Raw genomic sequence first — 24,577 nt, forward strand, 5'->3', positions numbered from 1 at the left:
CCCTATTCGCTCCTCAGCGCCTCGACCGGGTCCTCGCGCGACGCCTTGGCCGCAGGGATAAGCCCCGCGATAAAGGTGAGCGCCACGGATATCGCGATGAGCCCCACCGCTGCCTGGGGTGGGAGCTGCGCGAGGTTGGACACGTCGAAGTTGTTCTCGATGATGGAGTTGGCAGGTATGAGCAGCATCAGCGTAATGCCAATACCCATTACACCTGCCATCAGCCCCTCGATGATGGTCTCGGCGTTGAACACCTCAGAGATGTTGAGCTTGCTCGCACCAATCGAGCGTAGGATGCCAATCTCCTTCTTGCGCTCGAGCACCGAGATGTATGTGACGATGCCGATCATGATCGACGAGACGACAAGCGAAATGGACACAAACGCCACAAGCATGGCAGTCACCATGTTGAGGATGTCCGAGACTGAGCTCATCATGGTGCCAACCATGTCGGACCAGGTCACGACCTTGTCTTCCTCCCCTGCTTGCCTCTGCATGTCGTTGTAGTCGTTGAGGATCGAGATGACTTTGTCCTTGGCGGTAAAGTCTGTGGGGTAGATGTCAATCTCTGAGGGCTTGTCCAGGTCACTGTACCCAAGCTTGGAGAGGTTGCCGTCGTAGGTCGCGCTGCCAGAGCCCAGAAGCGAGCTCATGATGGCCTTGAGGTCGTCCTCGGTAAGGTTGAACTGGAACGCACTTGCCAGCTTCGACTCGTCTACCTGCATCGCACTTGCCATGTTACCCATGAAGCTCTCCATGGAGGCCGTGAGCGCATCCTCGAGGCCCGCTTCGATCTGGCTGGCCGCCTGGGTCATGACCTGCGCCATGGCAGATTGCACGTACTGGCTCACCGCCGACGTGATTGCCGTGGTGAGGCTGTCCGCAACCTTCTCCTGGTAGAGTGCGACCACCTTGTTCACGACGTCTGTCATAACGCCCTCAGGCGTAGTCGCGCCGGAGCCTGCAAGCTTGCCCACGGCCTCGGCAAGCTGCTGCTTGAGGTCGTCGGTGTCGATGGAATCCACCACGGCGGTGCGGATCTTCTCGCTCACCGCATCCGAGGCGAGGTAGTCCGCAACGCTCCCGCTGGGGTTCTCCTGCTGCCAAGCCACCCATCCCTGCGCCACCTGGGTAAGGGCCTCGGCAAGGCGCTCCTGCCCACCGTCCTTGAACTTGATGCTCACGCCCGAGAGTGCCTCTCTGACCTGGCCTTCCGTGAGGTCGGGGAAGACCTGCCTGAGGTCATCGGCACTCAGCTGCGGCAAGTCGGGCGAGTCAAGCTGCAGCTCCGAGGGGTCCATCGCGGGCACAGTGATAGACGAGAGGTCCATGGGGGAGACGTCGAGCCCCGAGAGGTCAAGGCTAGAGGCGCTTGCCGCAAGTGCCGCGCTGTCAAACGAGAAGGCCGATTGGAACTTGGTCCCATCGATGGTGATGAACGAGGAGAAGTCGATGCTGTCCGTGTTGCCCGCCGCCTCGTCGGCAAAGGTCTCACCGGTGAAGACGTCCACATCGGGATTGGCAATCTGGTCCTGGACGATCTGCGACTGCGCAGCGTCAGAGATGACCTGCTCGGTCAGCGCCTTGGTGTAGTAGATGCCCGAGGAGAGCGTGTGCGCGCGGCTGGACTCCTTGGGCTGCACAACGCCCACGATGTGGAGTTTGGTGCCATTCTCAACCAGCGACCTCATGTATTCCTCGTCGTCGGAGCGGTCGGACCACACGCCTAGACTTTGCTCGTAGGAATACATGTCGCTGGCGTTGACCAGCGAGAACGTCGGCGACATAAGCTGGTCTGTGGTATAGGTTGCCGAGGCGTCGGCATCCTCCACAGCCTCCCCCGAGACAAACTCGCTCACCATCGTCTCGAGCTCGCTGTGGTCACGAAGGCCCATGTCGTAGGCGAGAAGGTCGAGCAGCCTCCCCTTGGAGTCAAGCACGAGCACCAGCTCGTCGGCCGTCTCGGGCCAACGGCCTGCCTTCACGTCGTACTGGTCCTCGAAGAGCGACAGCGTGCCAGGAAGCTGGGAGAACACATCGGTCGACATCCCCAAGGAAGAGGAGCCGGAGCCCATGCCAAGCGACGAGAAGGCTGACTCCGGATTCACTTGGACAACGCCCTCGGAGGTATCTGCGAGAAAGATCTGGGGTGTGACATCGTACTTGTAGTCAATCGCCGAGACCTGGCTTTCAATGTCACCACCATTGCCATCCAGGTACCCCTTGAGTGACGCGGTGTCGTTTGACCCGACGCTTGCCGCCATGTTCGAAATCATGGGCGCCGTGCTCACCGTCCCGTCACCCGTATCAGCACCGCCATCGTCGGAGGCATCACTCTTGTCCGCGCTCGCCGAGGAGAGCATCGACGCCATGTCCACGCTCTGCTCGGATATCTGGACCGGGTAGGCCGAGAGGGTCTCCTCCTCCACCGAGTTGATGTAGTTGTTGACACCGTTTGCAAGCGAGAGGATCGCGGCGATGCCGATAATGCCAATCGACCCCGCGAACGCTGTCATGATCGTGCGGCCCTTCTTGGTCATGAGGTTGTTGAACGAGAGGCCCATGGCGGTAAGGAATGACATCGAGGTCTTGCGCGTGGGCTTAGCAGGGCGTCGCTCCTCCTCCGGCCCAAGCTCGAAGGGCGCGGAATCGCTCGTGATGTGGCCGTCGCGCAGCTCGACGATGCGCGTGGCGTACCGTCGAGCAAGGTCTGGGTTGTGAGTGACCATCACGACGAGCCGCTCGCGCGAGACCTCTTTGAGAAGGTCCATGACCTGCACGGATGTGGTCGAGTCAAGAGCTCCTGTGGGCTCATCGGCGAGAAGGATCTCGGGATCGTTGATGAGAGCGCGAGCGATGGCCACGCGCTGCATCTGCCCGCCGGAGAGTTGCGTCGGCCTCTTGTCCACATGGTCTGCCAGGCCCACGTCGGCAAGCGCCTTGAGGGCACGCTCGCGGCGTTCCGAGCGAGAGACGCCGGAGAGTGTGAGCGCCAGCTCGACGTTTGCAAGGACGGTCTGGTGTGGGATGAGGTTGTAGCTCTGGAACACGAATCCGATGCGATTGTTGCGGTAGGCGTCCCAGTCACGGTCGCGAAAGCGCTGCGTAGAGATGCCGTCGACGAGAAGGTCTCCGGAGTCAAAGTGGTCAAGGCCGCCCACGACGTTGAGCATCGTGGTCTTGCCCGAGCCCGAGGGGCCGAGAACCGCCACGAACTCCGAGTCCCTAAAGGCCACGCTCACGTGGTCAAGCGCCACCTGCGTGAAGTTCTCCGTCACGTACTTCTTGGAGATGTCCCTGAGTTCGAGCATGCGGTTCCTGTCAGTTGGGTTGCCTTGACTCTCTCCAGCTTACCCAAGGTAGCCTTTCGGGATCACACCCAAAGCCCTCCGTCCACGAAAGCGAGACCAAGTTTGAACGCCACGACGCGACGCCCGCCGGCGAGCGGCCATCCCGTGACCCTCTCGCATGCTGCGCCCTTGGGTAGAATTGAGCGTGCAACACACGCGCCGCTCGGCGGCGAGACGGAGAGGAACACCATGGCAGACGCCAACGAAGAGAAGATCAGGCAGGAGATGGACGAAGTCCTGCACGGCCACTCGAAGGCAACACAGGGCCCAGCCGGCTTCAAGCAGAACGAGTACACCAAGATTCACCACGTAATTGGGGTTATCTCTGGCAAGGGCGGCGTGGGCAAGTCGTTTGTCTGCGGCGGCGTTGCCATCACGCTCGCACGTGCCGGTGCGCGCGTGGGCATTCTGGACGCAGACATCACCGGCCCCTCAATCCCTAAGATGCTGGGCCTTGCCGGGAAGCGCGCCACCGCCGTGGACGACATGCTGATCCCCGCCGCCACCAAGGGCGGCATCAAGGTCATGAGCGCCAACCTCGTCCTCGAGAACGAGACCGACCCCATCGTGTGGCGCGGACCTGTCATTGCTGGCGCCTTGAGGCAGTTCTTCGAGGAGTGCGCCTGGGGCGAGCTGGACTACCTTTTCGTCGACATGCCCCCGGGAACCGGTGACGTGCCGCTCACCGTGTTCCAGTCGCTGCCCATCGAGGGCGTTGTGGTGGTCTCCTCGCCGCAGGACCTCGTGCAGATGGTCGTGGGCAAGGCGTTCAACATGGCGTCCATGATGCACGTGCCCGTGCTTGGCCTGGTCGAGAACATGGCCTACGTCACCTGCCCACACTGCGGCGAGAAGATCTGGCCATACGGGCCCAGCCGCCTCTCGCAGACGTCCGACGAGTACGGCATCGACGCACTGGGCGAGCTGCCCATCGACCCCACCCTGGCCGCCGCATGCGACCACGGCGCGCTCGAGGACGAGCTGCCGCAGGACTTCTTGTCCAAGGCCGTCCAGGCCGTGACCTCCGCCTGCGAGCCCGATGACGCAAAGGCGTCATCGGGGGCAACGGAGTAGCGCATGTCCTCTCGGCCGAGAAGCGCACCGCATACGGGCCGTGGGTCATCGCGCCTTGCGCGGGAGCGCGAGCTTGTCGCACGAGCGCGGGGGCTCGCGATGCCCAGCCAGGTAGACGTGGCTGTTGTCGGGGCCGGTGCCGCTGGCCTCGTGGCCTCCATCGCAGCTGCCGAGGCAGGTGCGCAGGTGGTTGCCATCGAGCGCGGGCTCGAGTGCGGGCGCAGCATCCTCGCCACCGGCGGTGGCCGCTGCAACCTTGCGAATGCGAGCCTCTCGATCGAGAGATACCGGCACCCGGGGTTTGTGTCCGCTGTCTCAGGGACGAGCTTCCTCGAGGACGTGCTTGGCTTCTTCTCGGCATGTGGGCTGGCCGTGGCCGAGGAAGAAGGCGGCAGACTCTACCCAGTGACTCGCGAGGCGGCTTCTGTGCGAGAGGTGCTTCTCGCGCGTGCCCTCAAGGCCGGCGCGGTACTGGCGTGCGGGCGTGAGGCAACCGACGTTGCGCGGACGGATGGCGGTTTCCGACTTGAGCTGCTGCCTGTCTTCGAAGGCGGTAGGAAAGAGACGCTTGCCGCATGTACGGTCGTGATTGCCACGGGAGGCAACGATGGCTCGCTTGCCGGCTCCTTGGGGCTTCCCCGGGTGCCCGCACGGCCTGTGCTCTGCCCGCTTGCGTGCGAGGGACTCGCCTTCGCTGCGCTCGACGGACGGCGCACGCGCGTCTCGGCGGTCCTTGTGCGGGATGGGGTGACGGTTGCGCGGGAGGCCGGCGAACTTCTCTTCAGGCCCTATGGGATCTCGGGCATCGTAAGCTTTGACCTCTCACGCACTGCACTGCCGGGAGACAAGCTGGTGCTCGACCTGTTGCCTGAGGTCGATGAGCACACCGCCCACGAGCTTGCCTCACGCGGAGGCACGGCAGGGCTTCTCGACGATGCGCTTGCTGCCCAGCTCGCACAGCGCGGCAGCTCACGCGCGGAGGATGTGGTGGCGCGGGCAAAGGCGGTCGAGCTTACTGTCACCGGTACCGCAGACGAGAAGCGCGCGCAGGTCATGGCAGGTGGCATCGACGTTGACGCGCTTGATCCCGCAACACTTGGCTGCCAAGACGTGCCTGGGGCGTTTGCCTGCGGCGAGGCCGTGGACGTAGACGGGGCCTGCGGGGGCTACAACCTCGCGTGGGCATGGAAGAGCGGCATGGTGGCAGGCACTTCGGCTGCCCGCTTCGTGCGGAGGGACTAGCATGATAGAGGTGTCCGGTATACGTGTGTCGCTCTCGCAGCTGGACGGCACAGACGTCCGTGAGCTGGCCGTCCTCCGCAAGGCGCTCGCCCGCCATCTGCGCCTGCGTCCAGAGGAGCTTGTCCACGTCACACGGCGCAAGCGCTCCGTCGATGCGAGGAAAAAGGGCGACGTCCAGCTCATCTTCACCCTGCGTGCGGAGCTTCCTGGCGGAGTGGCGGCAGAGAGGGCCCTTCTCGAGAGGCTCTCTTCTGCTCGCAAGGCAAACGGGGTGCATATGGTTGACGCCGCCGACAAGGAATTCCCTGCGCCGCTCGACCGCACGCCACGCGACCAAGGCCCCATCGTTGTTGTGGGCGCGGGGTGCGCCGGCCTCTTCTGCGCACTCTCGCTTGCGCGTGCCGGACTGGCACCCCTCCTCGTTGAGCGTGGCGACGGCGTCGCGCGGCGCGCGCAGGCAGTTCGCCATCATAACGAGACGGGCCAGCTTGACCCCGAGAGCAACATTCAGTTTGGCGTTGGCGGAGCCGGGACCTTCTCCGACGGAAAGCTGCAGACGGGCACGAAGAGCCCCTTCCATCGGCTTGTACTCAAGACCTTTGCGGAGGCCGGTGCCCAGCAGCGCATCCTCTGGGACGCGAAGCCCCACATTGGAAGCGACGTCCTTCCTGGCGTGGTGACCCGCATCATCGAGATGGTCGAGGAGGCGGGCGGTACCGTGCGGTACCGTTGCCGCCTGGTCGACCTTGAGATTGGTGACGGGCACGTACGCGCGGTGGCGCTGCGCTCCGAGAATCCGGAGACCGGGATTGCCACCGAGGAGCGCGTGCCGTGCTCGAGGGTGGTGTTGGCGTGTGGGCACTCGGCCCGCGACATCTTCGAGCTGCTGCGCGAGCGCGAGGTTCCCATGGAGCGCAAGACCTTCGCGATGGGCGTGCGCATCGAGCATCTCCAGGCAGACATTGACCGAGCGCTCTACGGACCATCGGCAGGCAACCCCACGCTGGGCGCCGCACCGTACAGCCTTGCCGTGCACCTGCCCTCGGGACGCTCGGCCTTCTCGTTCTGCATGTGCCCTGGCGGATATGTGGTCTCTGCCGCGAGCGAGCAGGGCGGCGTTGTCACCAACGGCATGAGCTACTCCGACCGTGCGGGCGACAACGCGAACTCGGGCCTGCTTGCCAACGTGTTCCCGGAAGACCTCCCCGGTGACGACGTCCTTGCCGGCATTGAGCTGCAGCGCGCGTGCGAACGGACAGCGTTCGGGGCCGGCGGCGGCGCCTTCGTTGCCCCAGCGCAGCTCGTGGGAGACTTTCTGCATGGCAGGCCGTCCCCTGCGGCAGGGGGCATCGAGCCAACCTATCCTCGGGGCGTTGCCTGGGGAGACGTCTCAGCCTGCCTCCCCTCCTACATCACCGAAACCCTGCGCGCCGCCGTCCCCGAGATGGGGCGCAAGCTCCGCGGGTTCGACCGACCGGACGCCGTGCTTACCGGCGTGGAGACAAGGTCGAGCTCTCCTGTGCGCGTGACGCGAGGTGATGACCTGCAAAGCGTGGGTATCCGCGGCCTTTGGCCTGTTGGCGAGGGTGCCGGCTATGCGGGAGGCATCATGAGCGCGGCCACCGACGGCCTGCGCGTGGCCGAGGCCGTTGTCACCAACGTAGCAGAAGGACTACACCGCTAGGAGGGAAGACCGCATCGCACGCTATCTCTGCCCAAACGTCACCCTCCTGTTGAGCAAGAACTGCATAAGCCCCGCTGACACGAGGGCGACAAGCTTCGCCACGAGCGACGTGGAGAAGGGCGCGGGAGCGCAGTTGGTAAAGGCGCCGATGACCAACTCCTGCACGCCCATGCCGCAGAGTCCCACGCCGATGAAGACCATGTAGCGCCGTGCCGGCCTGTCCGTCACATGGAAGGTGTGCCGCCGGTTGAGAACAAAGCTCAACGTAAGGCCGGCGGTCACGCTCGCCACGTTCGCGGCGAGCGGATTCCAGCCGCCCGCCGACGTAAGGGCGAGAAAGACGAGCATGTCGACGGTCGAGCAGACGCACCCAAAAAGCGCGTATGAGATGAGCTGTCTGAGTGCCTCGCGCATATCCCCGCAGATGCCCTATGGTTTCTTACTTGTCCCTAACCGCATCGGCAAGGCGCTTGAGCTCCTCGTCCTGGTTCATGCCGGTGAGGAACGCGACGCCGTTAAAGACGGGAACGTCGAACTCACGCTCGGGGCGGACCACGGCAACGTATGCGTCCGCGTCCTTGAGAGCCTCGTCGAGGTCGGAGACGGCAACCGCCTCAACGTCTGCGACAATCCCCTCGTCAGCCAGCAGCTTCTTGACCTTGTAGGCCACGGTCGCAGAGGTTGCGACCCCGGAACCACACGCAACAACAATCCTTGCAGCCATGATGCCTCCTCAGTGGGTTGGAAACCCGTCACGCAACCGCCACACAACACAAACCTGCTGTCCACATCATACTCCAGACCCGTCGTTAGGCCTCGGACTTGCTAGTGCTTCCCGCGGTACTTGCGCCTCGTGGCATGCGTGCTTCCCTTTCTCGCACCAGCCTTGAGCCGCTTCATGACTTCCTCCTCGCTCGTCCCCTCAAACTGGCTCTTAAGTTCGACGAGCTGGTCGCGAATGCGGGCCGCCTGTTCGTACTCCATCGCCTCGGACGCCGAGGCCAGCACCGCCTATATGCCATGCAGGAACGTCGTCCTCTTCATCGGACAGTCCCTTGAATGGAACGACCTGTTCAAGGACAGAAGGGCCAGGTTTGGGCGCGGCAACGGCTCCGTGCCGGACCCCAAGACCTACCAGACGGACGAACAGGACGTCTTCGTGTGAGGCGGTTTGACGCGAGCCACCTTTCGCGCGATGGACCCGAGACGTCCACCATGTACACCGCCGAGGACAAGATGAAGACCATAACGCCTTATCAGGCCAAGCGCGCCGCCAGGATCGTGCGCAATGAGGCTCGTGGGCGATAAGAACGAGGGCAGGAGGTAGAAGCGGAGCCGCTCATACACCACGAACAGGGGCACGGGATTCCGTAGCGAGATACGCTTCGCAATATATCGCCTTAGGAACCCTGAGCCCCTTACGTCACAAATGGCAGACTCGCAGACCGGTTCTGTCATCGACATTCCAGATGCCTACTCGCCCATGACCTCGACGTACACCATGCGACGCTGCGGCCCATCGAACTCGGCGAGGTACACGTCCTGGGCACCGCCCAGGAGCGCATTCCCCTCAGTTACGGGGAACATGCAATTGTTGCCCACGAGCGTCTGTTTGAGGTGTCCCTGTGAGTTATTGCCCGTAGCCCCATAGCTTGGCAGGAAGTGCGCGTGTGCATACGGGACGTCCAGCGGGACCATGCGCTCTAGCATCTCCTGCAGGTCGCGCTTCACGCAGGGCAGCCCCTCGTTCACGACGACGCCGCAGGTGGTGTGCACAGACATCACGGCAACGAGCCCCTCGCCCACGCCAGACTCCTCAACCTCGCGCCGCACGTCCTCCGTGATCTTGACGAGCTGCGTGGGTTCGCTCGTGAGGTACGAGAGCTTCCTCAGTACAACCATCGCTATTCGCCTCCCAGGTACTCGAGGGCGTTCGCGGTGAGAAGCGCCTCGCGCGCGTAGTCGGGAAGCCCCAGCGCATCGACGGCGCGTATCAGCTTGAAGGCCCGAAAGCGCGGCGTGTTACTGCCGAACATCACCTGGTGCAACAGACTGCGTTGGAACCACCGCGGTCCCATGTCCCGCTTGAAGAGGCGCTCGATCGACTCCTCCGGGGAGTCCAGGTAGAGCACGGAGCACTCCGTGTAGCAGTTGGGGTACTTCAGCATCAGCATCACCGTCTCCCTCACCCACGGCCACGCAAAGTGCGACAGGCACATGCGTACCTTCGGATGGTTCATGATGGCCTCCTCTATAGCGAGGGGATGGCCGTATTTCGTAGGCGCGTTCGGCTCCCACGAGAGTCCGGCGTCTACCATCATCGGTCGATCGTACTTCTGGCACAGCTCGAAGAGCGGCTCCGTGCAGGCATCGGTCATCCAGAAGCACTGTTTTGCAGGATGAAGTGACAGGCCACGCGCACCCAGTTCCATAAAGGCGCGCTCGAGCACCTCGGGCGCATCGGGGCGGTTGGGATCCACGCTCGCAAACCCGACGAACCGGTCCGGATAATCTGCGACGATGCTTGCCATCTGCTCGTTCGTAGCAATCCAGCCACCTGCCGTCGTGGTGAGGTCAAGCGGGAGGAGCACGCTCTTCTCGATGCCCCCGTAGTCAAGCTCAGCAAACACCTCGTCGTACTCCATGGGACCCATGTGCCCCATGCCAAACTCGCGCTCCCAGAATGCGAAGTCATCCTCGCTGTAGATCGACTTGTACAGAAGCGGATGGACGTTGACGTCAATTGCCACGGCACGCCTCCTAGTAGGGTTCGAACTTCGTGATGACCTGGCTTGCCAGCTCGGCACCGCGGCGCTGGCAGGCGGGTATGTCCCAGCCGTTTATGAGACCGAAGGTGAAGCCCGCGATATAGGAGTCTCCCGCGCCGACGGTGTTGACGATCTTGGGCGGCACGGCAATGCCTCCCTCGTAGTAGCGGCTGCCGTCATAGCTGAGTGACCCCCGCTCCCCCATCGTAGCGGTCACGATGCGCGGCCCAAAGCCCTGCACATGGCGTATCCAATCTCGGATGTGGCCCATGTCGTCTCCGTCGTAGCTCATGAAGGCGTAGTCGACGTAGGGGAAGTAGTCCTCGCAGTGGTGGGCAGGGTCTTCCGAGAAGACCGAGAAGTCCATCACGCCCATGATTCCGGCTTCGTGCCAAGGCTTTAGGTGGTCGAGCACGTTGCCGAAGAGATCCGTATGGAACATCTGGTGCGACCGCACGAAGGCATCGTCCTCCGGAGTGAGCGCATAGCCCGCCATCACGCCCTCGACCTCCTTAAAGTGCACCCGGTCGACGCCGTTCCTGAGGCCCATCAGCATCACGCAGGTATCGCCGTCCTCGATGCGCATGTGAGAGATGTCGATCTTCTCGCCCGCGAGGGCCTTTCGCATCCCCACTCCGTACTCATCCGTCCCGACGACGCTCACGACCGAGACGAGCACGCCCATGCGCGAAAGGTGGACGCCCCAGTCGACGCCGTTACCCGTTGGATAGAACCTCTCAAGGTCCTGGTACACGTCAGCGCAGCAGAATCCCACCGCCACGACGCTCCTCACATCCGTCGGCTCCATGATTGCCTCCAAAAGGCGGGCCCGCACGGGACCCGCCATCAGCTGCCGCTAGTACTTGAGACCGTGACCCCAGCTGCCATCCTGGGCGCAGCACACGTCGGAGGCGAACTCCGCCGCAAACGCGAGTCCAGCCGTGTACGCCTCCTGCCGCGAGGCGCCCCTCTTGATGCTGTCCACGGACTTGACCAGGAACGACGTCAGGAACGAGTCTCCCGCACCCATCGCGTCGCGCATGTGCTCGACGGGCTTGGACTCCTGGCGGTAGTAGCGCTCGCCGTCGTAGGCGTAGCACCCGTCCACGCCGCGAGTGGCAGAGACCCAGTTCGGCCCCAGCTCGTGAACCTTGCGCAGGCGCTCGCGCGTCTCGTCTACCGTGAGGTCGGAGGCCGAGAAGAACGCGTAGGTCACATTTGGCGCCACCTCCTGGAAGTACTCCCATGTGGAGTCGTCAGAGAAGTCGAACGAGAGCGGTATGCCGGCGTCGTGGATTTTGTGGAGCTGACGCTCCGTGTAGCAGTAGTTGCCAGAGTGGATGACGTCGAACTGGCGCAGATATTCGATGTCGAAGCGGTCGAGGACGTAGCTCGTCTCGCCCCTTATGCCGCCCTTGTTGTAGTCGCCCCAGATGCGGTCGCCGTCCGGCGCTATCGACACGCAGCTGTAGCCGTTCTCCCCCAGAAGCTGCTTGCACTTGACGGTTTCGACGTCCTCCTCGTGAAGGCTGCGAATGACGTGCTCCGCGCGGTCATCGCTCCCGAAGTAGCCCATGTAGGCAGCCCTGCACACGCCCGCCTTCTTCGCGTACACCGCGAAGTTGACGCAGTTGCCTCCCGGATACATGGTCCTCACATGCTCGTACACGTCCACCACGTTGTCACCAAAGCCGCACACGGCGACGTCGAGGTCCTGCTTCTGCATTACGCTGCCCCTTTCCCGCGTCCACGTGGGCGCGTCCTCATTCCCAATCGGGTCGAAGTCCCGAGTATCAGTTTTTCTTGCCTAGTACTCGACGACGCCCATATAGCGACGGACGTCGGGGTCGTGGTCGAACGCTTTACCACGCACGCCGCGTAGGGAGACGTTCATCTCGTAGAAGAAGATCGGGTCGAGGTAGGTGCGGACGGAGGCGTCCATGTCAGCCATGCCGTACTCGGCGGAGTCGAGCACCATGAGGGTGTCCGTGTGGGTCTTGAGGAAGCGCTCCGCGCGCTCGTCGATGGGACGGTTTACGCCGGACCCCTTCTGCAGGAAGTAGAAGACGCCGTCCTCGGTGCACTCGAAGGGACCATGGAAGTACTCGGCCGAGTTGATGTAGGAGCAGTTCTGCCACTGCATCTCCATGAGCGAGCAGATCGCGAAGCCGTAGGTCTGGCAGAAGTTCGGGCCGGAGCCAAGGACATAAAAGAAGTCATGCTTCTTGCAGAGCTCCGCAAAGCGGGGACCGAGTTCGGACTCGATGCGCGGCTTGGCTGCCGCGATGATGCTGTCGAGCTGGCCGATGCCCTTCACGAGCGCGTCGGTGTCGGCGTAGCCGTCCTGAGCCGCCATGAGGTCTGCCGCCAGAGTAAGCGAGAAGCCCGCGGGACGGGCGGACTGGGGCGTGTCGTCCTCCCACTCGTACACCCAGCAAGGCCATTCGCCGTTGTCAATCTTGGAACCAGCGCGGTTGGTCATGGTAACCACGCGAGCGCCTCGCTCCTTGGCCAGGGCGGTTGCCTCGATGGTCTCGGCCGTACCACCGGAGTGACTGCAGGTGACAACCAGGCTCGAGGGGCCAAGCTGTGCGGGCGGGAAGGTGTTGAACTCCGCCGCCGTGTGAATGGCGCTCATTATGCTCTTGCTGTTGGCGTTGATGAGGCAGTTGGCAGGATAGAGGTCGATGACCGACCCGCCGCAAGCCACCCAGTACACCTGGGACACGTCCCCATCGGCCAGGACCTGCTTTGCGAAATCATGTGCGTTCATGTTTTTCTCCTATTCCGTAACACACGGTTTTATGCCATTTACCTGCAATGATGCGTAGGCTCTGTTCGCCTTCGGCACGCCACGCCTAAAGCTCGTCTTCGAAGTAGCGTTCGAGATTGTGGAAGTTCCTGAAATCTGCCGCCGCGGGATCGATGAGATACCGTTCGTCCGTGATCTCCTGCCCCAGGAAGCCTGAGTAGCCATATTTGTCGAGTGTGGTCACCCAATCCCCTAGGTTGCGATTCCCATCGCCCCAAACGAAATGGCCGTAGGGATTGCAGTCCACAAAGTGCATGTTCCTGATATCGCTGCCCAGCGACTCAAACCATTGCTCGAGCGTCTCACCCGACACGCTCATGGCAACCGTGTCTACCATCGCCTTAAGGTTGGGATGTCCGACTTCCTCAAGCATGCGTTTCTCATCCTCAAGGGTGACGACGAGTTGGCTTTCCTGGGGCCTGAGAGTCTCGAGCGTCAGGACGATGCCCTCTTGCTCTGCAACCTCCGCAAGCGAACGGAGCATGTCTCGACTTCTCTTCCATGCCTCCTCGCGGCTCTCGTTCCAATAGCCCCATCCGGAGTTGATCGAAAGGTACGTGCAGCCCAGTTCGGCGGCACACCGTATTGCGTTGGCAAAGTAGTCATGACAACGTGATACATAGAGTTCCTCCTGCGGGTTCACCTGGTAGGGAGAAATAACGTTCTCGGAACAGAGGACGTTTGCCGTAAGCCCGCGCGACTCAATCTTGTGACGAATAGCCTTGGCATCGTAATAGCCTAGGCAGTCAATCCACAGGTGGGGCATGGCACCCCAGAGCTCGATTCCCGTGAAGCCAAGCCTTTCCTGACAATCAAGGAAGGCGTCCAGTGACCATTGGGACCAGTGGATGTTCATGCCGTCAATCTGGTCACGGCGAATGGTCGGCGCACTCATTCCGTTGCCTCCCCCACAATGAAGCGGCTAAGGGACTGGTAGTTACGGCGATCAGCCTCCTTGGGATTGTCAAGGTAACGGCCGTCCGTTATCTCCTGGCCGAGCAGCCCCTCGTATCCAAACTCGTTGAGCACGTCGATGTATCGCTCGAGCGGAAAGAGCCCATCGCCCCAGACGAGATGGCCGTAAGGCCGACCGTCCGCAAAATGGCAGTGCATGATCTTCTCACCCAGACGTTCGAACCACTGGCGAGGAGTCTCGCCCGCAACGCCCATGGCGACGGTATCGAGCGCGGCACCAAGGTTGGGATTCCTCACTGCGCCGACGAGTGTCGCCACATCATCCAGCGTGTTACAGACCTTGGACTCCTCCGGGCGGACAGACTCAAGCGCAATCGTCACCCCTGCCTCCCGGGCGTAAGAAGCAATTTGCTCGAAGTGCCTGACCGCACGGTCGAAGGCCACATCGTGATCCTCGTCCAGCGTCCCGCCGCAGGCATTTGTGAGCATCATGTCCGCGCCGAGCTTCCTGCACACGTCCATCGCTCGTTTGAGAAACTCCATCGAGCGCTCGTGCGCCGCCTCGTCTGCATAGTTGTTACGCCACTGCATGCAGGAGCACTCTGGGGTGAAGAGTGCAACCCTCATGCCTCGCGCCTCGACCTTGCGACGCACTTCGTCTGGATCCTGGTTCCAGGACTCATCCATGTAGAAGTGCGGTGCCTCTCCTACCAGCTCGATTGCCTCGTAGCCCGCCTCAGCATGTCCGTCCAGCATATAGTCGAGCGGGTACATGATGTAGTGAATTCCCAGCGCGCAAAGCTGGCTTCGCTTGATGTGCGCCATGGCCTCTACCCCAGCTCGTCGTACACGACGCAACCGTCGCTCACGGTGAGGGCGGCGTTCACGTCACGCGCATCCGCGGGATCCATGTGAAGCACATCACCCTGCAGCACAACTACGTCCGCGAGCTTGCCTGGCTCAAGCGTGCCCAGCCTGTCCTCCGAGTAGCAGTCATAGGCGCCGTTGGCGGTCCAGACCGTGAGCATCTGTGGAACGGAGAGCATGTTCTCGAGACGGGCGGTCCCGCCATCGTCGAAATACCCGCCACAGCCGCAGTAGATTGACTCCCCAATGGACGGCAGCATGAGCGGCAGGTCCGTGTCACCCACGACAACGCAGCCCGACTCCCACATCTTGCGGCGCATCCAGTAGTGGCGGTAGCGCTCTGAGCCAAGCTGCACCATCACCATCGACTCGAGGTCTCCCTTGCGGTCGAGCGACTGTATCTGCGGGTAGACCTCGCAGATTCCGCCCAGCGCACCGAGCCTCTCGATGTCCTCGGGGTCGCTGAACTCCATGTCCGTGATGGCGTGGCGCATCACGAGACGGCCACGGTCATCGCGGCGGCACTTCTCGTAGAGGTCCACGACATGCGCTACTGCAGCATTGCCCTGACAGTGCAGGGAGAACCTGAATCCCGCCTCGTCAGCCGCAAAGAGCTCGCGTTCGATGAGGTCCCACTCCACGGGAACGGCGCAGCGACTCGTCGGGTCCGAGAGGTACGGCTCCTTGAGTTCGGCCATGCCGGAGGCGATGGACCTGTCCGTCATGCGGTTGAACCCCGAGAAGGACAGGAAGTCTCCGTCCAGGCGTTTCCTCATCCTGCACCCATAATCCAGATCCATGCCGCGGCCTACGGGCTGGCTCATCAGCCTGACGCGCACGGTAAGCTCGTCGGACGCAGCCATTCGTTCCATGACGTCCACGAAGCCATAGTAGTCGTCGAACGACATCTCCTTTATCTGCGTGACGCCGCGGGCATTGAGCATGCGCATGTAATCGCGGTAGAGACCAGGCATCTCGGGCAGCGTGAGGTAGTCGCGCATCATGCGCCATATCTTCTCTGCGTAGCACTCCTCCGGTGTGAAGCCATATCGCTCGCGAGCCGCCGAGTTCATCCAACACGTGTCGCGATCCGACGTGAAGGCAACCACCGGCCTCTTGGGGAACGCAGCGTCCAGGGCGTCTTCCGCATCGTCACCGAACTCGTCCGCATTCCAACCGTGGCCGAACATCGGGGAATCCGCCGAAAGAGTCTCCGCATATGACGCAAGTGCCGCAATACCTGACTGTGTGTCATGGGCGTCGGAGAGGACGCATCCCAAGCGCTGGAGTGCCCAGCCAGTAAAGAAGGTGTGGTTGTCCGTCATGCCAGGGATAACTGTACGATTACCGGCATCGATTACGCGGGTCGCGTCGCACAAGTAGGCATCTGCGCCTGCCCTGTCACCCGACGCCACGATTCGGTCACCATTTGTTGCCACGAAGCCGTCGAAGGGTTCCGCTCCCGTCGCATCGAATACGTTCTTCGAGAGGATAACGAGCCTATCGGGTCTTTCCGTCATCGCCTTGCCTTTCGCCTCGTTGCGTCGTTTCACCCTGCCCTCTTCCGCATCACTCAAACCGCGAGGCTACGCAGGAAGAAGACCGGAGACTGCCGTCACCACAATGCCCAGAACCGCGATGAGCAGGATAAACTTCCAGCAGGTCTTCCACCACTGGCCAAAGCTGATCTTGGAGACCGAGAGGCCAGCAACTGTCATGCCTGCGGTGGGGCTGATGGAGTTGGTGGTCTGGTTAGCAAGGCAGAGCGCCGTGACCGCCGCCTCGGGGTTCACGCCCATGAGTTGGGTGAGGGGCCCAAGGATCGGCATCGTAAGCGCAGCGAGGCCAGAGGAACTGGGGACCAGGAACGAGAGCAGACCGAGCACGATGTAGAGGAGCGTTGTGTAGACGGGCGTCGGGACACCGGCAAGCGCAGTGGCCATGGCGTTGAGAATCGTGTCGATGATCATTCCATTCTCGGCGATGACGAGGATGGAGCGAGCAAGTCCGATGATGATGGCCGCATACGCAAAGTCCGCGAGACCCTTGACGAACTCCTCCGCTATCTCGCGCTCGCCGAGGCCGCCGACGATGCCTGAGAGGACGCCCATACCAAAGAAGACGGCACTGATCTCGTCCATGTACCAGCCCTGCGTGACAAGTCCCCAGATGATGATGCCCATGCCAACCGTAAACACGATGAGGACACCCTTCTGGCGTGCGGAGAACGGCTGCTGGATGGCATCGTCCTGAACGGAGAACTCGACGCGCTTGGCGATATCATCCTTGTAGGTAATGGAGCCCTGCGGGTCCTTCTTGACCTTCTTCGCATAGCGCATGACCCAGATGATTGCCAGGATGGTGAACACGACCCAGACGATGGCACGCAGCCACAGCTGGGGGTTGCCCTTGATGCCAACGATGCCCTGGGCGATGAGGACGTTGAACGGGTTGACGGTCGAGGCGATGTAGCCGATGTTGGGACCCATGAAGCAGATCAGGAAAGCCGTCATGGAGTCGTAGCCCAATGCCATCATGATGGGTATGAAGATCGCGTAGAACGGCAGCGCCTCCTCGGACATGCCGAACGTCGTTCCGCAGATGGAGAGCAGTACCATCACGACTGGGATTATGAGGATGTCCTTGTCCTTGAACTTGCCGATTACATGGCTGAGGCCTGCGTTGATTGCGTTTGTCTTCGTGATGATGGCAAAGGATCCGCCGATGAGAAGGACGAAGGCCACGACGTCGGCAGCTGCCTGGATACCCTGAGTCGGTGCCTCAAGCAACTGCATGACGCTGCAGCGGAGGTCGACCGTCTCGCCCGTCTCCTTATCTGTATAGACCTTGCTCGTAGGCTTGTAGGTACCTGCAACGGCGACTTCCTTTTCGCCCGCCGCGGTCTGCACCGTCTTGCGCTCATACGAGCCCGAGGGGATTATCCAGGTGAGAACCGCGAAGATAATCATGAGAAGGAACACAATCGTGTACACGTGCGGCAAGCGGAACTGATGCTTCTTCTTGGGTGAAGCGACCTCTTCTGCCATACGAGCCTCCCAAATGTCCTTGTTGCCACCCTTGTGCTGACAACTCGTTATATAAGGTTATAGTACGTCCTATAACGTGTTACAAATGAGACTCACGAAGTTTCGCCCGCTGAAACGTATCCTGCGGCGAGCGGTAGAAAATAGCGGCCGGATTGCGTCCAGCCGCCTTGTTACGCTATATGCGATTGTCCATTTGTCCTAAATGTTAAAGACGTATAAGCTGCACACGATGTACTGCTTGCCTATTAGGAACGGTTTACCGTCCTGGTCCGTAAAGTTGATCTTCTCGTAGAAGAGCGGCTCTCCCACGGCCACGTTCAGCTCAGACGCCTTGTCGGGGCTTGCCCGAACAACCTCGAGCGTGCAGAGGTCGTCCCCACGGGGTCTCCGGCCGCTCTTCGCCTCGACGTAATCGAAGATCGACGTATTGGACAGGTCAGCGTCGAGCAGGAACTCGAATCCCTCGAGTGGGAAGTAGTTATTCTCTAACATGATGGGCACGCCATCGGCAGTGCGAAGTCGTCTCACGTGAACGAGCTCAGCACCTTCCCTCAAGCCAAGAAACGATGCCTCGCTCTCGTGGGCCTTTACGATCTCGATGCCCAGGACCTTTGCGCCCGCCACACGACCGTCCTCGGCACAGGTATCGGTAAAGCTCTGGACCTCGCTCTTCTGAAAGATTTTCCTGGTCAACTTACGCTGGCACACAAAGGTACCCTTGCCCTGGCGCTTTATGAGGTAACCGTCGTCCACGAGCTCGGACACCGCGCGCCTGATGGTAATCCTGCTGACGGAGTACATCTCGGAGAGTTCCGACTCCGAGGGAATCATATCGCCCGCAGAAAACTTTCCACTGTCAACCTTGTCGCGTATGTCCTCCATTACTTGCTGGTAAAGCGGGGTAAGAGACCCCTCCTCGATTTTCATGTACTCATCCTTCAGCCTGCTTGCGCGCCTGCGCAACGAAATATCTGCACTTGCATTATAGATGGGCGTCGAACGGGATTGCCTATCACGCAATCCGCAACTGACGCCGAACCTCCTACCTACACTGCCGTAATCCGTGCCTCGCTCACAGTCAGTTGATACTGCTACAATATAACGTAATATAATGTTCTATTGTATCCGAATAAAGATGCCGACAGCGTCGCATGTCATTCTACGAGTGGAGGCCAGTCCGGTGAAGCTATCGAACCTGCGAAACAAGCGAGGACGAACCAAGGAGGTATATGCAGACGCTTCCGTCAAGAAGCCGCTGGACGAAAAGGATTGCATCGTCTGTGGGCAGCATACCAATCATGTTGCCACTGTCTATCTCGGCAGGCAGGAGACATCCGCAGATGACGCATCCAGCATCGAATGGCAGCCCTGCACAATGGCTCTCTGCCCCGATTGCGCTGCGCAAGAGCTCGACAGTCGCGGCTTTGGCGTCCTGGTCTACGTGGCATTGCAGGTCTGCTGGATCCCGCTGTTCACGCATGGAATCTCCGGACTGGGGCTGGGTGGCGCGGCGATTGCAGCTTGGGCACTCGTGTGCCTGGCAAGAACCGCAGGCCAAACCATGTGGTGCCGGATACACGCGGGCGACGGAATGCCCCTGCCGGAATGGATACGCACCGAGAGTGCAGAGGAGAGGGACAGCCGAGCTCTGCGCGATGTTCTTCAATCGAGCGCACCGGGCACCGGACTCTTCGTGGATACGCTGGCGGAGCATCGTAGGAGAGAGAAATGAGGTGCGCCTAGCAAGGGACACGGCCATCGGGGCCGCCTGCCGACCCTAGTGCTTCCCGCGGTACTTGCGCCTCGTGGCATGCGTGCTTCCCTTTCTCGCACCAGCCTTGAGCCGCTTCATGACTTCCTCCTCGCTCGTCCCCTCAAACTGGCTCTTGAGTTCGACGAGCTGGTCGCGAATGCGCGCGGCCTGTTCGTAGTCCATGTTCGCCGACGCGCTGGCCATCTCCTCCTCGAGCGACGCGATGACGCGCACGGCCTCTTCGCGCGGGAGCTTCGAGAGCTCGGCGGCAACCGCTTCGGCCGTTGACAGCTCCGCAGGCGCGCCCTGCTCGGACGCCCCCTCCCCCGATGCCGTATAGAACGCGCCATCCTTGCGTTGGCGCTTGCCCACGTTGGCCTGTGCCTCGGCGAGAAAGCCCGAGATGTCGTTTATTGCCTTGCGCACCGTCTTTGGCTCGATGTGGTGCTCCTCGTTGAACTTCTCCTGGAGCGCACGGCGACGACGGGTCTCGTCGATGGCCTCACGCATGGAGTCCGTGACCTCGTCGGCATACATGATGACCTCACCCGAGACGTTACGAGCCGCACGACCCATGGTCTGGATGAGCGAGCGCCTGTTCCTGAGGAAGCCCTCCTTGTCCGCATCCAAAATGGCAACGAGCGAGACCTCGGGGATATCGAGACCCTCGCGCAGGAGGTTGATGCCCACAAGTACGTCAATCTTGCCTTCTCGCAGGTCACGAATGATATCCACGCGGTCGAGCGTAGCGGTGTCCGAGTGCATGTAGTTGACACGGAACCCCTCGTCCAGAAGGTGGTCTGTGAGGTCCTCTGCCATGCGCTTGGTGAGCGTGGTCACCAGCACACGCTCGCGCTTGCTCACGCGCTCTCGGATCTCGGATATGAGGTCATCTATCTGACCGTGCACCGGCCGTACCTCAATCTTGGGGTCGAGAAGGCCTGTGGGGCGAATTATCTGCTCGACCTCCTGCTGCGTCACCGACTCCTCGTAGTCTCCCGGCGTGGCCGAGACATAGATGAACTGGGGAATGCGGGACTCAAACTCGTCAAAGCGCAATGGTCTGTTATCAAGTGCCGAAGGCAGGCGGAAGCCATGCTCTACCAGAGTCACCTTGCGAGAACGGTCGCCCTCGTGCATGCCGCGAATCTGCGGGACCGTTACGTGGCTCTCATCGATGATGCAGAGCATGTCCTTAGGGAAGTAGTCGATGAGCGTATAGGGCGGCTCGCCGGGTGCGCGCCCGTCCAGGTGTCGCGAGTAGTTCTCGATGCCGTTGCAGTAGCCCATGTTCTCGAGCATCTCGAGGTCATAGGCAGTGCGCTGAGAGAGCCTCTCTGCCTCGAGCAGCATGTTGTTGGCCTTGAGCTCGACCACGCGCCGCTCGAGCTCCTCCGAGATGGTCTTCAGGGCATGAGTGATCTTGGGGCGCTCGGTAACGTAGTGCGAGGCGGGCCAGATGGGTATGGCGTCATACTCGCGTATGACCTCCCCTGTCATGTTGTCCACCTCGGCAATCTGCTCGACCTCGTCACCAAAGAACGCGATGCGCAAGGGATTCTCGGCGTAGGGTGGGAAAACGTCCACGGTATCCCCACGAACGCGGAAGGTACCGCGCTGGAGGTCATAGTCGTTCCGGTCGTACTGGATATCGATGAGGTCCTTTATGAGATCATCCCGCTCGAGGGGGACCCCCTTGTCCACGTTGGGCGCAAGGCCGGCGTAGTCCTGGGGGCTACCGATGCCGTAGATGCACGAGACGGACGCCACCACAATCACGTCACGCCGCGAAAGCAGGCTCGATGTTGCCTGATGGCGCAGCTTCTCGACCTCCTCGTTGATTGAGGCGTCCTTCTCGATGTATGTGTCACTCTGGGGAACGTAGGCCTCTGGCTGATAGTAGTCGTAGTAGCTCACGAAGTAGACTACGGCATTGTCGGGAAAAAGCTCGCGCATCTCGCTTGCCACCTGTGCTGCAAGCGTCTTGTTTGGCTCCATGATGAGCGTGGGGCGCTGCACGGCCTCTATGGTCTTTGCCATGGTGAACGTCTTGCCAGAGCCGGTGACACCCATGAGGGTTTGGTAGCGCAGGCGCTCCTCCACGCCATGCGCAAGCTTCTCTATAGCCTGTGGTTGGTCTCCCGCAGGCTCAAAGGGCGAGACGACCCTGAACGGCGTACCAGCACGCTCAACGCCAAAGCGCTTGAGTTCTCCGCCGAAGCGCTCCCCTGTATTCAAAGGCACCGCCATAGACCTCCTCCTTTCCCCTGAAGCCAGAGTATAACAGAACGCATGTTCTATTTCTAGGACACGCCCGTGTTTCTTGGCCGGTCCCTTCTGTCGCCCGCTAGGCTACCGCATTTGCTGCTCTGGCCAGCCTACTGGTCAACGACCAGACCCGTGGGATAGCTCTCTTTGTAGCCTTGGTATGCATCGTTCACGCGCCGCAGGTACTCGCGCGTCTCCGTATAGGTGATGTTGTCGGCAAGCTCGCCCGGCTGTGCAAGCCATTCCTCGACCTTTCCCATCCCCGCGTTGTATGCGGCAATCACCTCATCCGTCGAAGAGAGGTTGCCTTCGAGAAATGCCAGGTAGGCAGTACCGTATTCGATGTTTGTTGCCGGGTCGGTGAGGTTGGACGGATCATATGCGCTCGAATCGACCAGCCCCATGCGCGCAAGCTCCGAAGAGGTCTGCGGCATCACCTGCATGAGACCGACCGCACCGGCCGAGGAATAGGCATTCTCGTCCCAGCCGGACTCGCACTTTATGATGGCGGCAATCAGCAGGGGGTCGACGCCGTGGCGTTCCGAAGACACCTGGATGTCCTGCGCATGGCTCACGGGATAGAGGGTTCGGCGGGCCAGCGAGGTGGGCGTTGCCGCAAGGATGGCGCACGCGATGATCACCACGCACACAAGCGCAAGCGGAACCACGCGATACCAGCACCAGAATCGGTGCCCCCGCGCACGACTGCGTCGCTTGTGGGGCTTGTATCCCTTTGTGCGAGAGGAACGTGCGCTCATCGGCTTGCTCCCACCGCGGGGGCCTTACGTTTAGCAAGACGTTTCCAGCCAGCCCGGTCACGTGCATCCCACCAGGCGTGAACCTGGGCTACCAGGTCCTTCTCGTCATTGGCGTTGTCAAACACCATGTCTGCATGGGAACGCAGGTACTCGTCAGGGGGCTGCAAGGCCACGCGACGGTCGAAGTCCGCGGGATCCATGCCGCGTCCCTGAGCGCGCACACGGCGCACGTCGAGTGGGGCCACAACGCAGAGCACCTCGTCTACCTGGGAGAGCATGGCCTCCACGCGATCGAGCAGCGGAACTTCCACCACGCAAACGGTGGCCTTGCCTGCACGGTCCTCCTCGTCCAGCGCGTCTGCAAGGGCCCTCGAGATATGCGGCAGCTCTATGGCCTCCAGCCGCGCTCCCCCCTCGGACGTGGAAAAGGCCCTGCGTGCGAGCAGCGTGCGGTTCAACTCGCCTGTCGTGGGGTCGGCCAGGTCTGCTCCAAAGGCCTGGCAGACAGCATCGGAGCAGGCGCTTCTCGGCGAGAGGACGCTGCGGGAAATCTGGTCGAGGTCTATGCGAGCAGCCCCAAGGCCCTCCAGAATCCGGGCTACAGTCGATTTGCCCGAGGCAATGCCTCCGGCGAGAAACACCTTATACACGAGTCGCCTCCTGCTGTGGTTATGCCGCGGTCGCGGGTGGTGGCGCACCGGCTACGACTTAACCTCGAACTTCTCATGGCACTTAGGACATGTCACGCGAAGCCTGCCCTTCCCTCGTGGCACGCGGACTTTCTGTCCGCACGAGGAGCACTTCACATGCTTGTAGGTGCGTGCCTCCTGCGCCGCGCGACGGGGACTCTGCAGCCATGGCCTCATGGGGCCAAGGGCCTTGAGGAACGCATCGTTCTCGCTTATGCGGGCATAGACGTTCTTGGAGCACATGCGCCAGACCGCATAAATCACGAGTGCCATGGAAATCCAGCTGAGCCAGCCAGTGTGAACGAAAAAATCGATGATGACGAGAACGACCGCTACCCAGACAGAGAGACTGGCAAGGTCGTCCGGTCCGCGGCGACCGCTCATGAACTCCTGCGCCTTGCGGTTGAAGTCACCCTGTGTCATGTCTCCCCCATCATCTATGCCGCTGTCCTGGCGATTTTGGCCTGCGAGCAGTGTGCTGATGCGTTCATGTCTACCCAAACGACGACGGAGTTGCGGGCAGCGACCTCTTCTCCGCGGTTTCTCGACGTTTAGAAGTTTCTCGAACGTTTGGGGACGGTTAACCGGCGAGAATCCACGCCTCACCCGCCTCCCTAATGCCCCTTAATCGAGTCCAGGAATTCCCGTACGCGCTCGGAGGTGGGATGCTCGAAGAACTCGTCAGGCTTGCCCTCCTCGACAATGGCACCGTCGGCCATGAAGACCACACGGTCGCTCACGCGGCGCGCAAATCCCATCTCGTGCGTAACGACCACCATGGTCATACCGCCGCGGGCGAGCTCCACCATAACGTCCAGGACCTCGTTGATCATCTCGGGATCAAGCGCGGACGTGGGTTCGTCGAAGAGCATGGCCTTGGGGTGCATCGCCAACGACCTCGCAATAGCCACACGCTGTTGCTGGCCACCCGAGAGCTGGGCCGGCATCTTATCGGCCTGCTCAGCCACGCCCACACGACGCAGGAGCTCCATGCCCTCGGCACGCGCCTTGTCGCGCGACGCGCCCAGCACCTCGACAGGACCCATGGTCACATTGTCGATGATTGTCCGGTGGGCAAAGAGATTGAAGGACTGAAAGACCATGCCAATCTCGGCACGCGTGGCGGCAAGCTCGCTGCCCTCCTGCGGAAGCGGCTTTCCCCCAATGAAGATCTCGCCGGAATCGATGGTTTCAAGCCGGTTGATGGTTCGACACAGCGTGGACTTACCGGACCCAGAAGGGCCAATGACAACGACGACCTCTCCCTTCCCCACCTTGAGGTTGATGTCCTTGAGCACGTGAAGGCTGCCAAAGTGCTTGTCCACGTGACGGAGCTCGATGACGGGCATG

23 protein-coding genes are annotated in these 24,577 nt (G+C 61.4%); 4 read left to right on the forward strand and 19 right to left on the reverse strand.

Annotated elements, in window-relative coordinates; genetic code table 11:
* Positions 1-2: 2 nt before the first annotated feature.
* Positions 3-3,311 (reverse strand): ABC transporter ATP-binding protein/permease, encoded by a 3,309-nt coding sequence (locus E0E00_RS10800; RefSeq protein ID WP_130812501.1) that lies wholly within the window; start codon positions 3,309-3,311, stop codon positions 3-5.
* A 228-nt stretch (positions 3,312-3,539) separates the two neighbouring features.
* Between E0E00_RS10800 and E0E00_RS10805 the strand changes: the two genes are divergently transcribed.
* The 3 genes from E0E00_RS10805 to E0E00_RS10815 are packed head-to-tail and all read left to right on the forward strand — an operon-like array spanning position 3,540 to position 7,350.
* Positions 3,540-4,424, forward strand: a complete 885-nt coding sequence (locus tag E0E00_RS10805; RefSeq protein WP_130812502.1) for an Mrp/NBP35 family ATP-binding protein — start codon at positions 3,540-3,542, stop codon at positions 4,422-4,424.
* Positions 4,425-4,427: 3 nt separating this feature from the next.
* On the forward strand, positions 4,428-5,666 hold the full coding sequence (locus tag E0E00_RS10810) for an aminoacetone oxidase family FAD-binding enzyme (protein WP_130812503.1): 1,239 nt from the start codon (positions 4,428-4,430) through the stop codon (positions 5,664-5,666).
* Position 5,667: 1 nt separating this feature from the next.
* Positions 5,668-7,350 (forward strand): NAD(P)/FAD-dependent oxidoreductase, encoded by a 1,683-nt coding sequence (locus tag E0E00_RS10815; RefSeq protein WP_130812504.1) that lies wholly within the window; start codon positions 5,668-5,670, stop codon positions 7,348-7,350.
* Between the two features lie 21 nt (positions 7,351-7,371).
* Here the strand turns inward: E0E00_RS10815 and E0E00_RS10820 are convergent, their stop codons facing one another.
* The 3 genes from E0E00_RS10820 to E0E00_RS10830 all read right to left on the reverse strand — a co-directional run bounded on the left by E0E00_RS10820 (position 7,372) and on the right by E0E00_RS10830 (position 8,358).
* Positions 7,372-7,764: a GtrA family protein gene (locus E0E00_RS10820; protein ID WP_130812505.1), complete on the reverse strand. Its 393-nt coding sequence runs from the start codon at positions 7,762-7,764 to the stop codon at positions 7,372-7,374.
* A 25-nt stretch (positions 7,765-7,789) separates the two neighbouring features.
* Positions 7,790-8,074: a PTS sugar transporter subunit IIB gene (locus tag E0E00_RS10825; RefSeq protein ID WP_130812506.1), complete on the reverse strand. Its 285-nt coding sequence runs from the start codon at positions 8,072-8,074 to the stop codon at positions 7,790-7,792.
* A 101-nt stretch (positions 8,075-8,175) separates the two neighbouring features.
* Positions 8,176-8,358, reverse strand: coding sequence for a UvrB/UvrC motif-containing protein (locus E0E00_RS10830; protein WP_371683394.1), 183 nt, complete (start codon positions 8,356-8,358; stop codon positions 8,176-8,178).
* Positions 8,359-8,365: 7 nt separating this feature from the next.
* Between E0E00_RS10830 and E0E00_RS14445 the strand changes: the two genes are divergently transcribed.
* Complete coding sequence (locus E0E00_RS14445) at positions 8,366-8,515, forward strand: hypothetical protein (protein ID WP_165443669.1); 150 nt, start codon at positions 8,366-8,368, stop codon at positions 8,513-8,515.
* Positions 8,516-8,823: 308 nt separating this feature from the next.
* Here the strand turns inward: E0E00_RS14445 and E0E00_RS10835 are convergent, their stop codons facing one another.
* From E0E00_RS10835 to E0E00_RS10905, 15 genes are all read right to left on the reverse strand, one after another.
* Positions 8,824-9,252, reverse strand: coding sequence for a secondary thiamine-phosphate synthase enzyme YjbQ (locus tag E0E00_RS10835; protein WP_130812508.1), 429 nt, complete (start codon positions 9,250-9,252; stop codon positions 8,824-8,826).
* A 2-nt stretch (positions 9,253-9,254) separates the two neighbouring features.
* Positions 9,255-10,100 carry an amidohydrolase family protein gene (locus E0E00_RS10840; protein WP_130812509.1) on the reverse strand — a complete coding sequence of 282 codons (846 nt, stop codon included), beginning with the start codon at positions 10,098-10,100 and terminating at the stop codon, positions 9,255-9,257.
* A 10-nt stretch (positions 10,101-10,110) separates the two neighbouring features.
* Positions 10,111-10,926: a PfkB family carbohydrate kinase gene (locus E0E00_RS10845; RefSeq protein WP_130812510.1), complete on the reverse strand. Its 816-nt coding sequence runs from the start codon at positions 10,924-10,926 to the stop codon at positions 10,111-10,113.
* Positions 10,927-10,974: 48 nt separating this feature from the next.
* Positions 10,975-11,844, reverse strand: a complete 870-nt coding sequence (locus E0E00_RS10850) for a PfkB family carbohydrate kinase (protein ID WP_130812511.1) — start codon at positions 11,842-11,844, stop codon at positions 10,975-10,977.
* An 81-nt stretch (positions 11,845-11,925) separates the two neighbouring features.
* Entirely contained in the window at positions 11,926-12,891 is a 966-nt protein-coding gene (locus E0E00_RS10855; RefSeq protein WP_130812512.1) for an SIS domain-containing protein, read from the reverse strand.
* 85 nt (positions 12,892-12,976) lie between these two features.
* Entirely contained in the window at positions 12,977-13,825 is an 849-nt protein-coding gene (locus E0E00_RS10860; protein ID WP_130812513.1) for a sugar phosphate isomerase/epimerase, read from the reverse strand.
* A complete protein-coding gene (locus E0E00_RS10865; protein WP_130812514.1) occupies positions 13,822-14,670 on the reverse strand; it encodes a sugar phosphate isomerase/epimerase in 849 nt (282 codons plus the stop codon). Before E0E00_RS10865 ends, E0E00_RS10860 begins: the two co-directional genes overlap by 4 nt.
* Positions 14,671-14,675: 5 nt before the next feature.
* Positions 14,676-16,232, reverse strand: coding sequence for an amidohydrolase (locus E0E00_RS10870; RefSeq protein WP_130812515.1), 1,557 nt, complete (start codon positions 16,230-16,232; stop codon positions 14,676-14,678).
* Positions 16,233-16,298: 66 nt separating this feature from the next.
* Complete coding sequence (locus E0E00_RS10875; protein ID WP_130812516.1) at positions 16,299-17,759, reverse strand: YfcC family protein; 1,461 nt, start codon at positions 17,757-17,759, stop codon at positions 16,299-16,301.
* Positions 17,760-17,957: 198 nt separating this feature from the next.
* Positions 17,958-18,686, reverse strand: coding sequence for a GntR family transcriptional regulator (locus tag E0E00_RS10880; RefSeq protein WP_130812517.1), 729 nt, complete (start codon positions 18,684-18,686; stop codon positions 17,958-17,960).
* 850 nt (positions 18,687-19,536) lie between these two features.
* Positions 19,537-21,756, reverse strand: a complete 2,220-nt coding sequence (gene uvrB, locus E0E00_RS10885) for an excinuclease ABC subunit UvrB (protein WP_371683395.1) — start codon at positions 21,754-21,756, stop codon at positions 19,537-19,539.
* Between the two features lie 134 nt (positions 21,757-21,890).
* Positions 21,891-22,538, reverse strand: coding sequence for a lytic transglycosylase domain-containing protein (locus E0E00_RS10890; protein WP_130812519.1), 648 nt, complete (start codon positions 22,536-22,538; stop codon positions 21,891-21,893).
* On the reverse strand, positions 22,535-23,188 hold the full coding sequence (gene coaE, locus E0E00_RS10895; protein ID WP_130812520.1) for a dephospho-CoA kinase: 654 nt from the start codon (positions 23,186-23,188) through the stop codon (positions 22,535-22,537). Before coaE ends, E0E00_RS10890 begins: the two co-directional genes overlap by 4 nt.
* A gap of 51 nt (positions 23,189-23,239) precedes the next feature.
* On the reverse strand, positions 23,240-23,650 hold the full coding sequence (locus tag E0E00_RS10900) for a zinc ribbon domain-containing protein (RefSeq protein ID WP_130812521.1): 411 nt from the start codon (positions 23,648-23,650) through the stop codon (positions 23,240-23,242).
* Positions 23,651-23,841: 191 nt separating this feature from the next.
* The gene (locus E0E00_RS10905) at positions 23,842-24,576 is read right to left on the reverse strand and encodes an amino acid ABC transporter ATP-binding protein (RefSeq protein WP_130812680.1); all 735 of its coding nucleotides are present in this window, start codon (positions 24,574-24,576) and stop codon (positions 23,842-23,844) included.
* Between the last annotated feature and the right edge of the window lies 1 nt (position 24,577).

The sequence above is a fragment of the Olsenella sp. Marseille-P4559 genome (genome assembly GCF_900605015.1).
In the GTDB taxonomy this organism is placed as follows: domain Bacteria; phylum Actinomycetota; class Coriobacteriia; order Coriobacteriales; family Atopobiaceae; genus Tractidigestivibacter.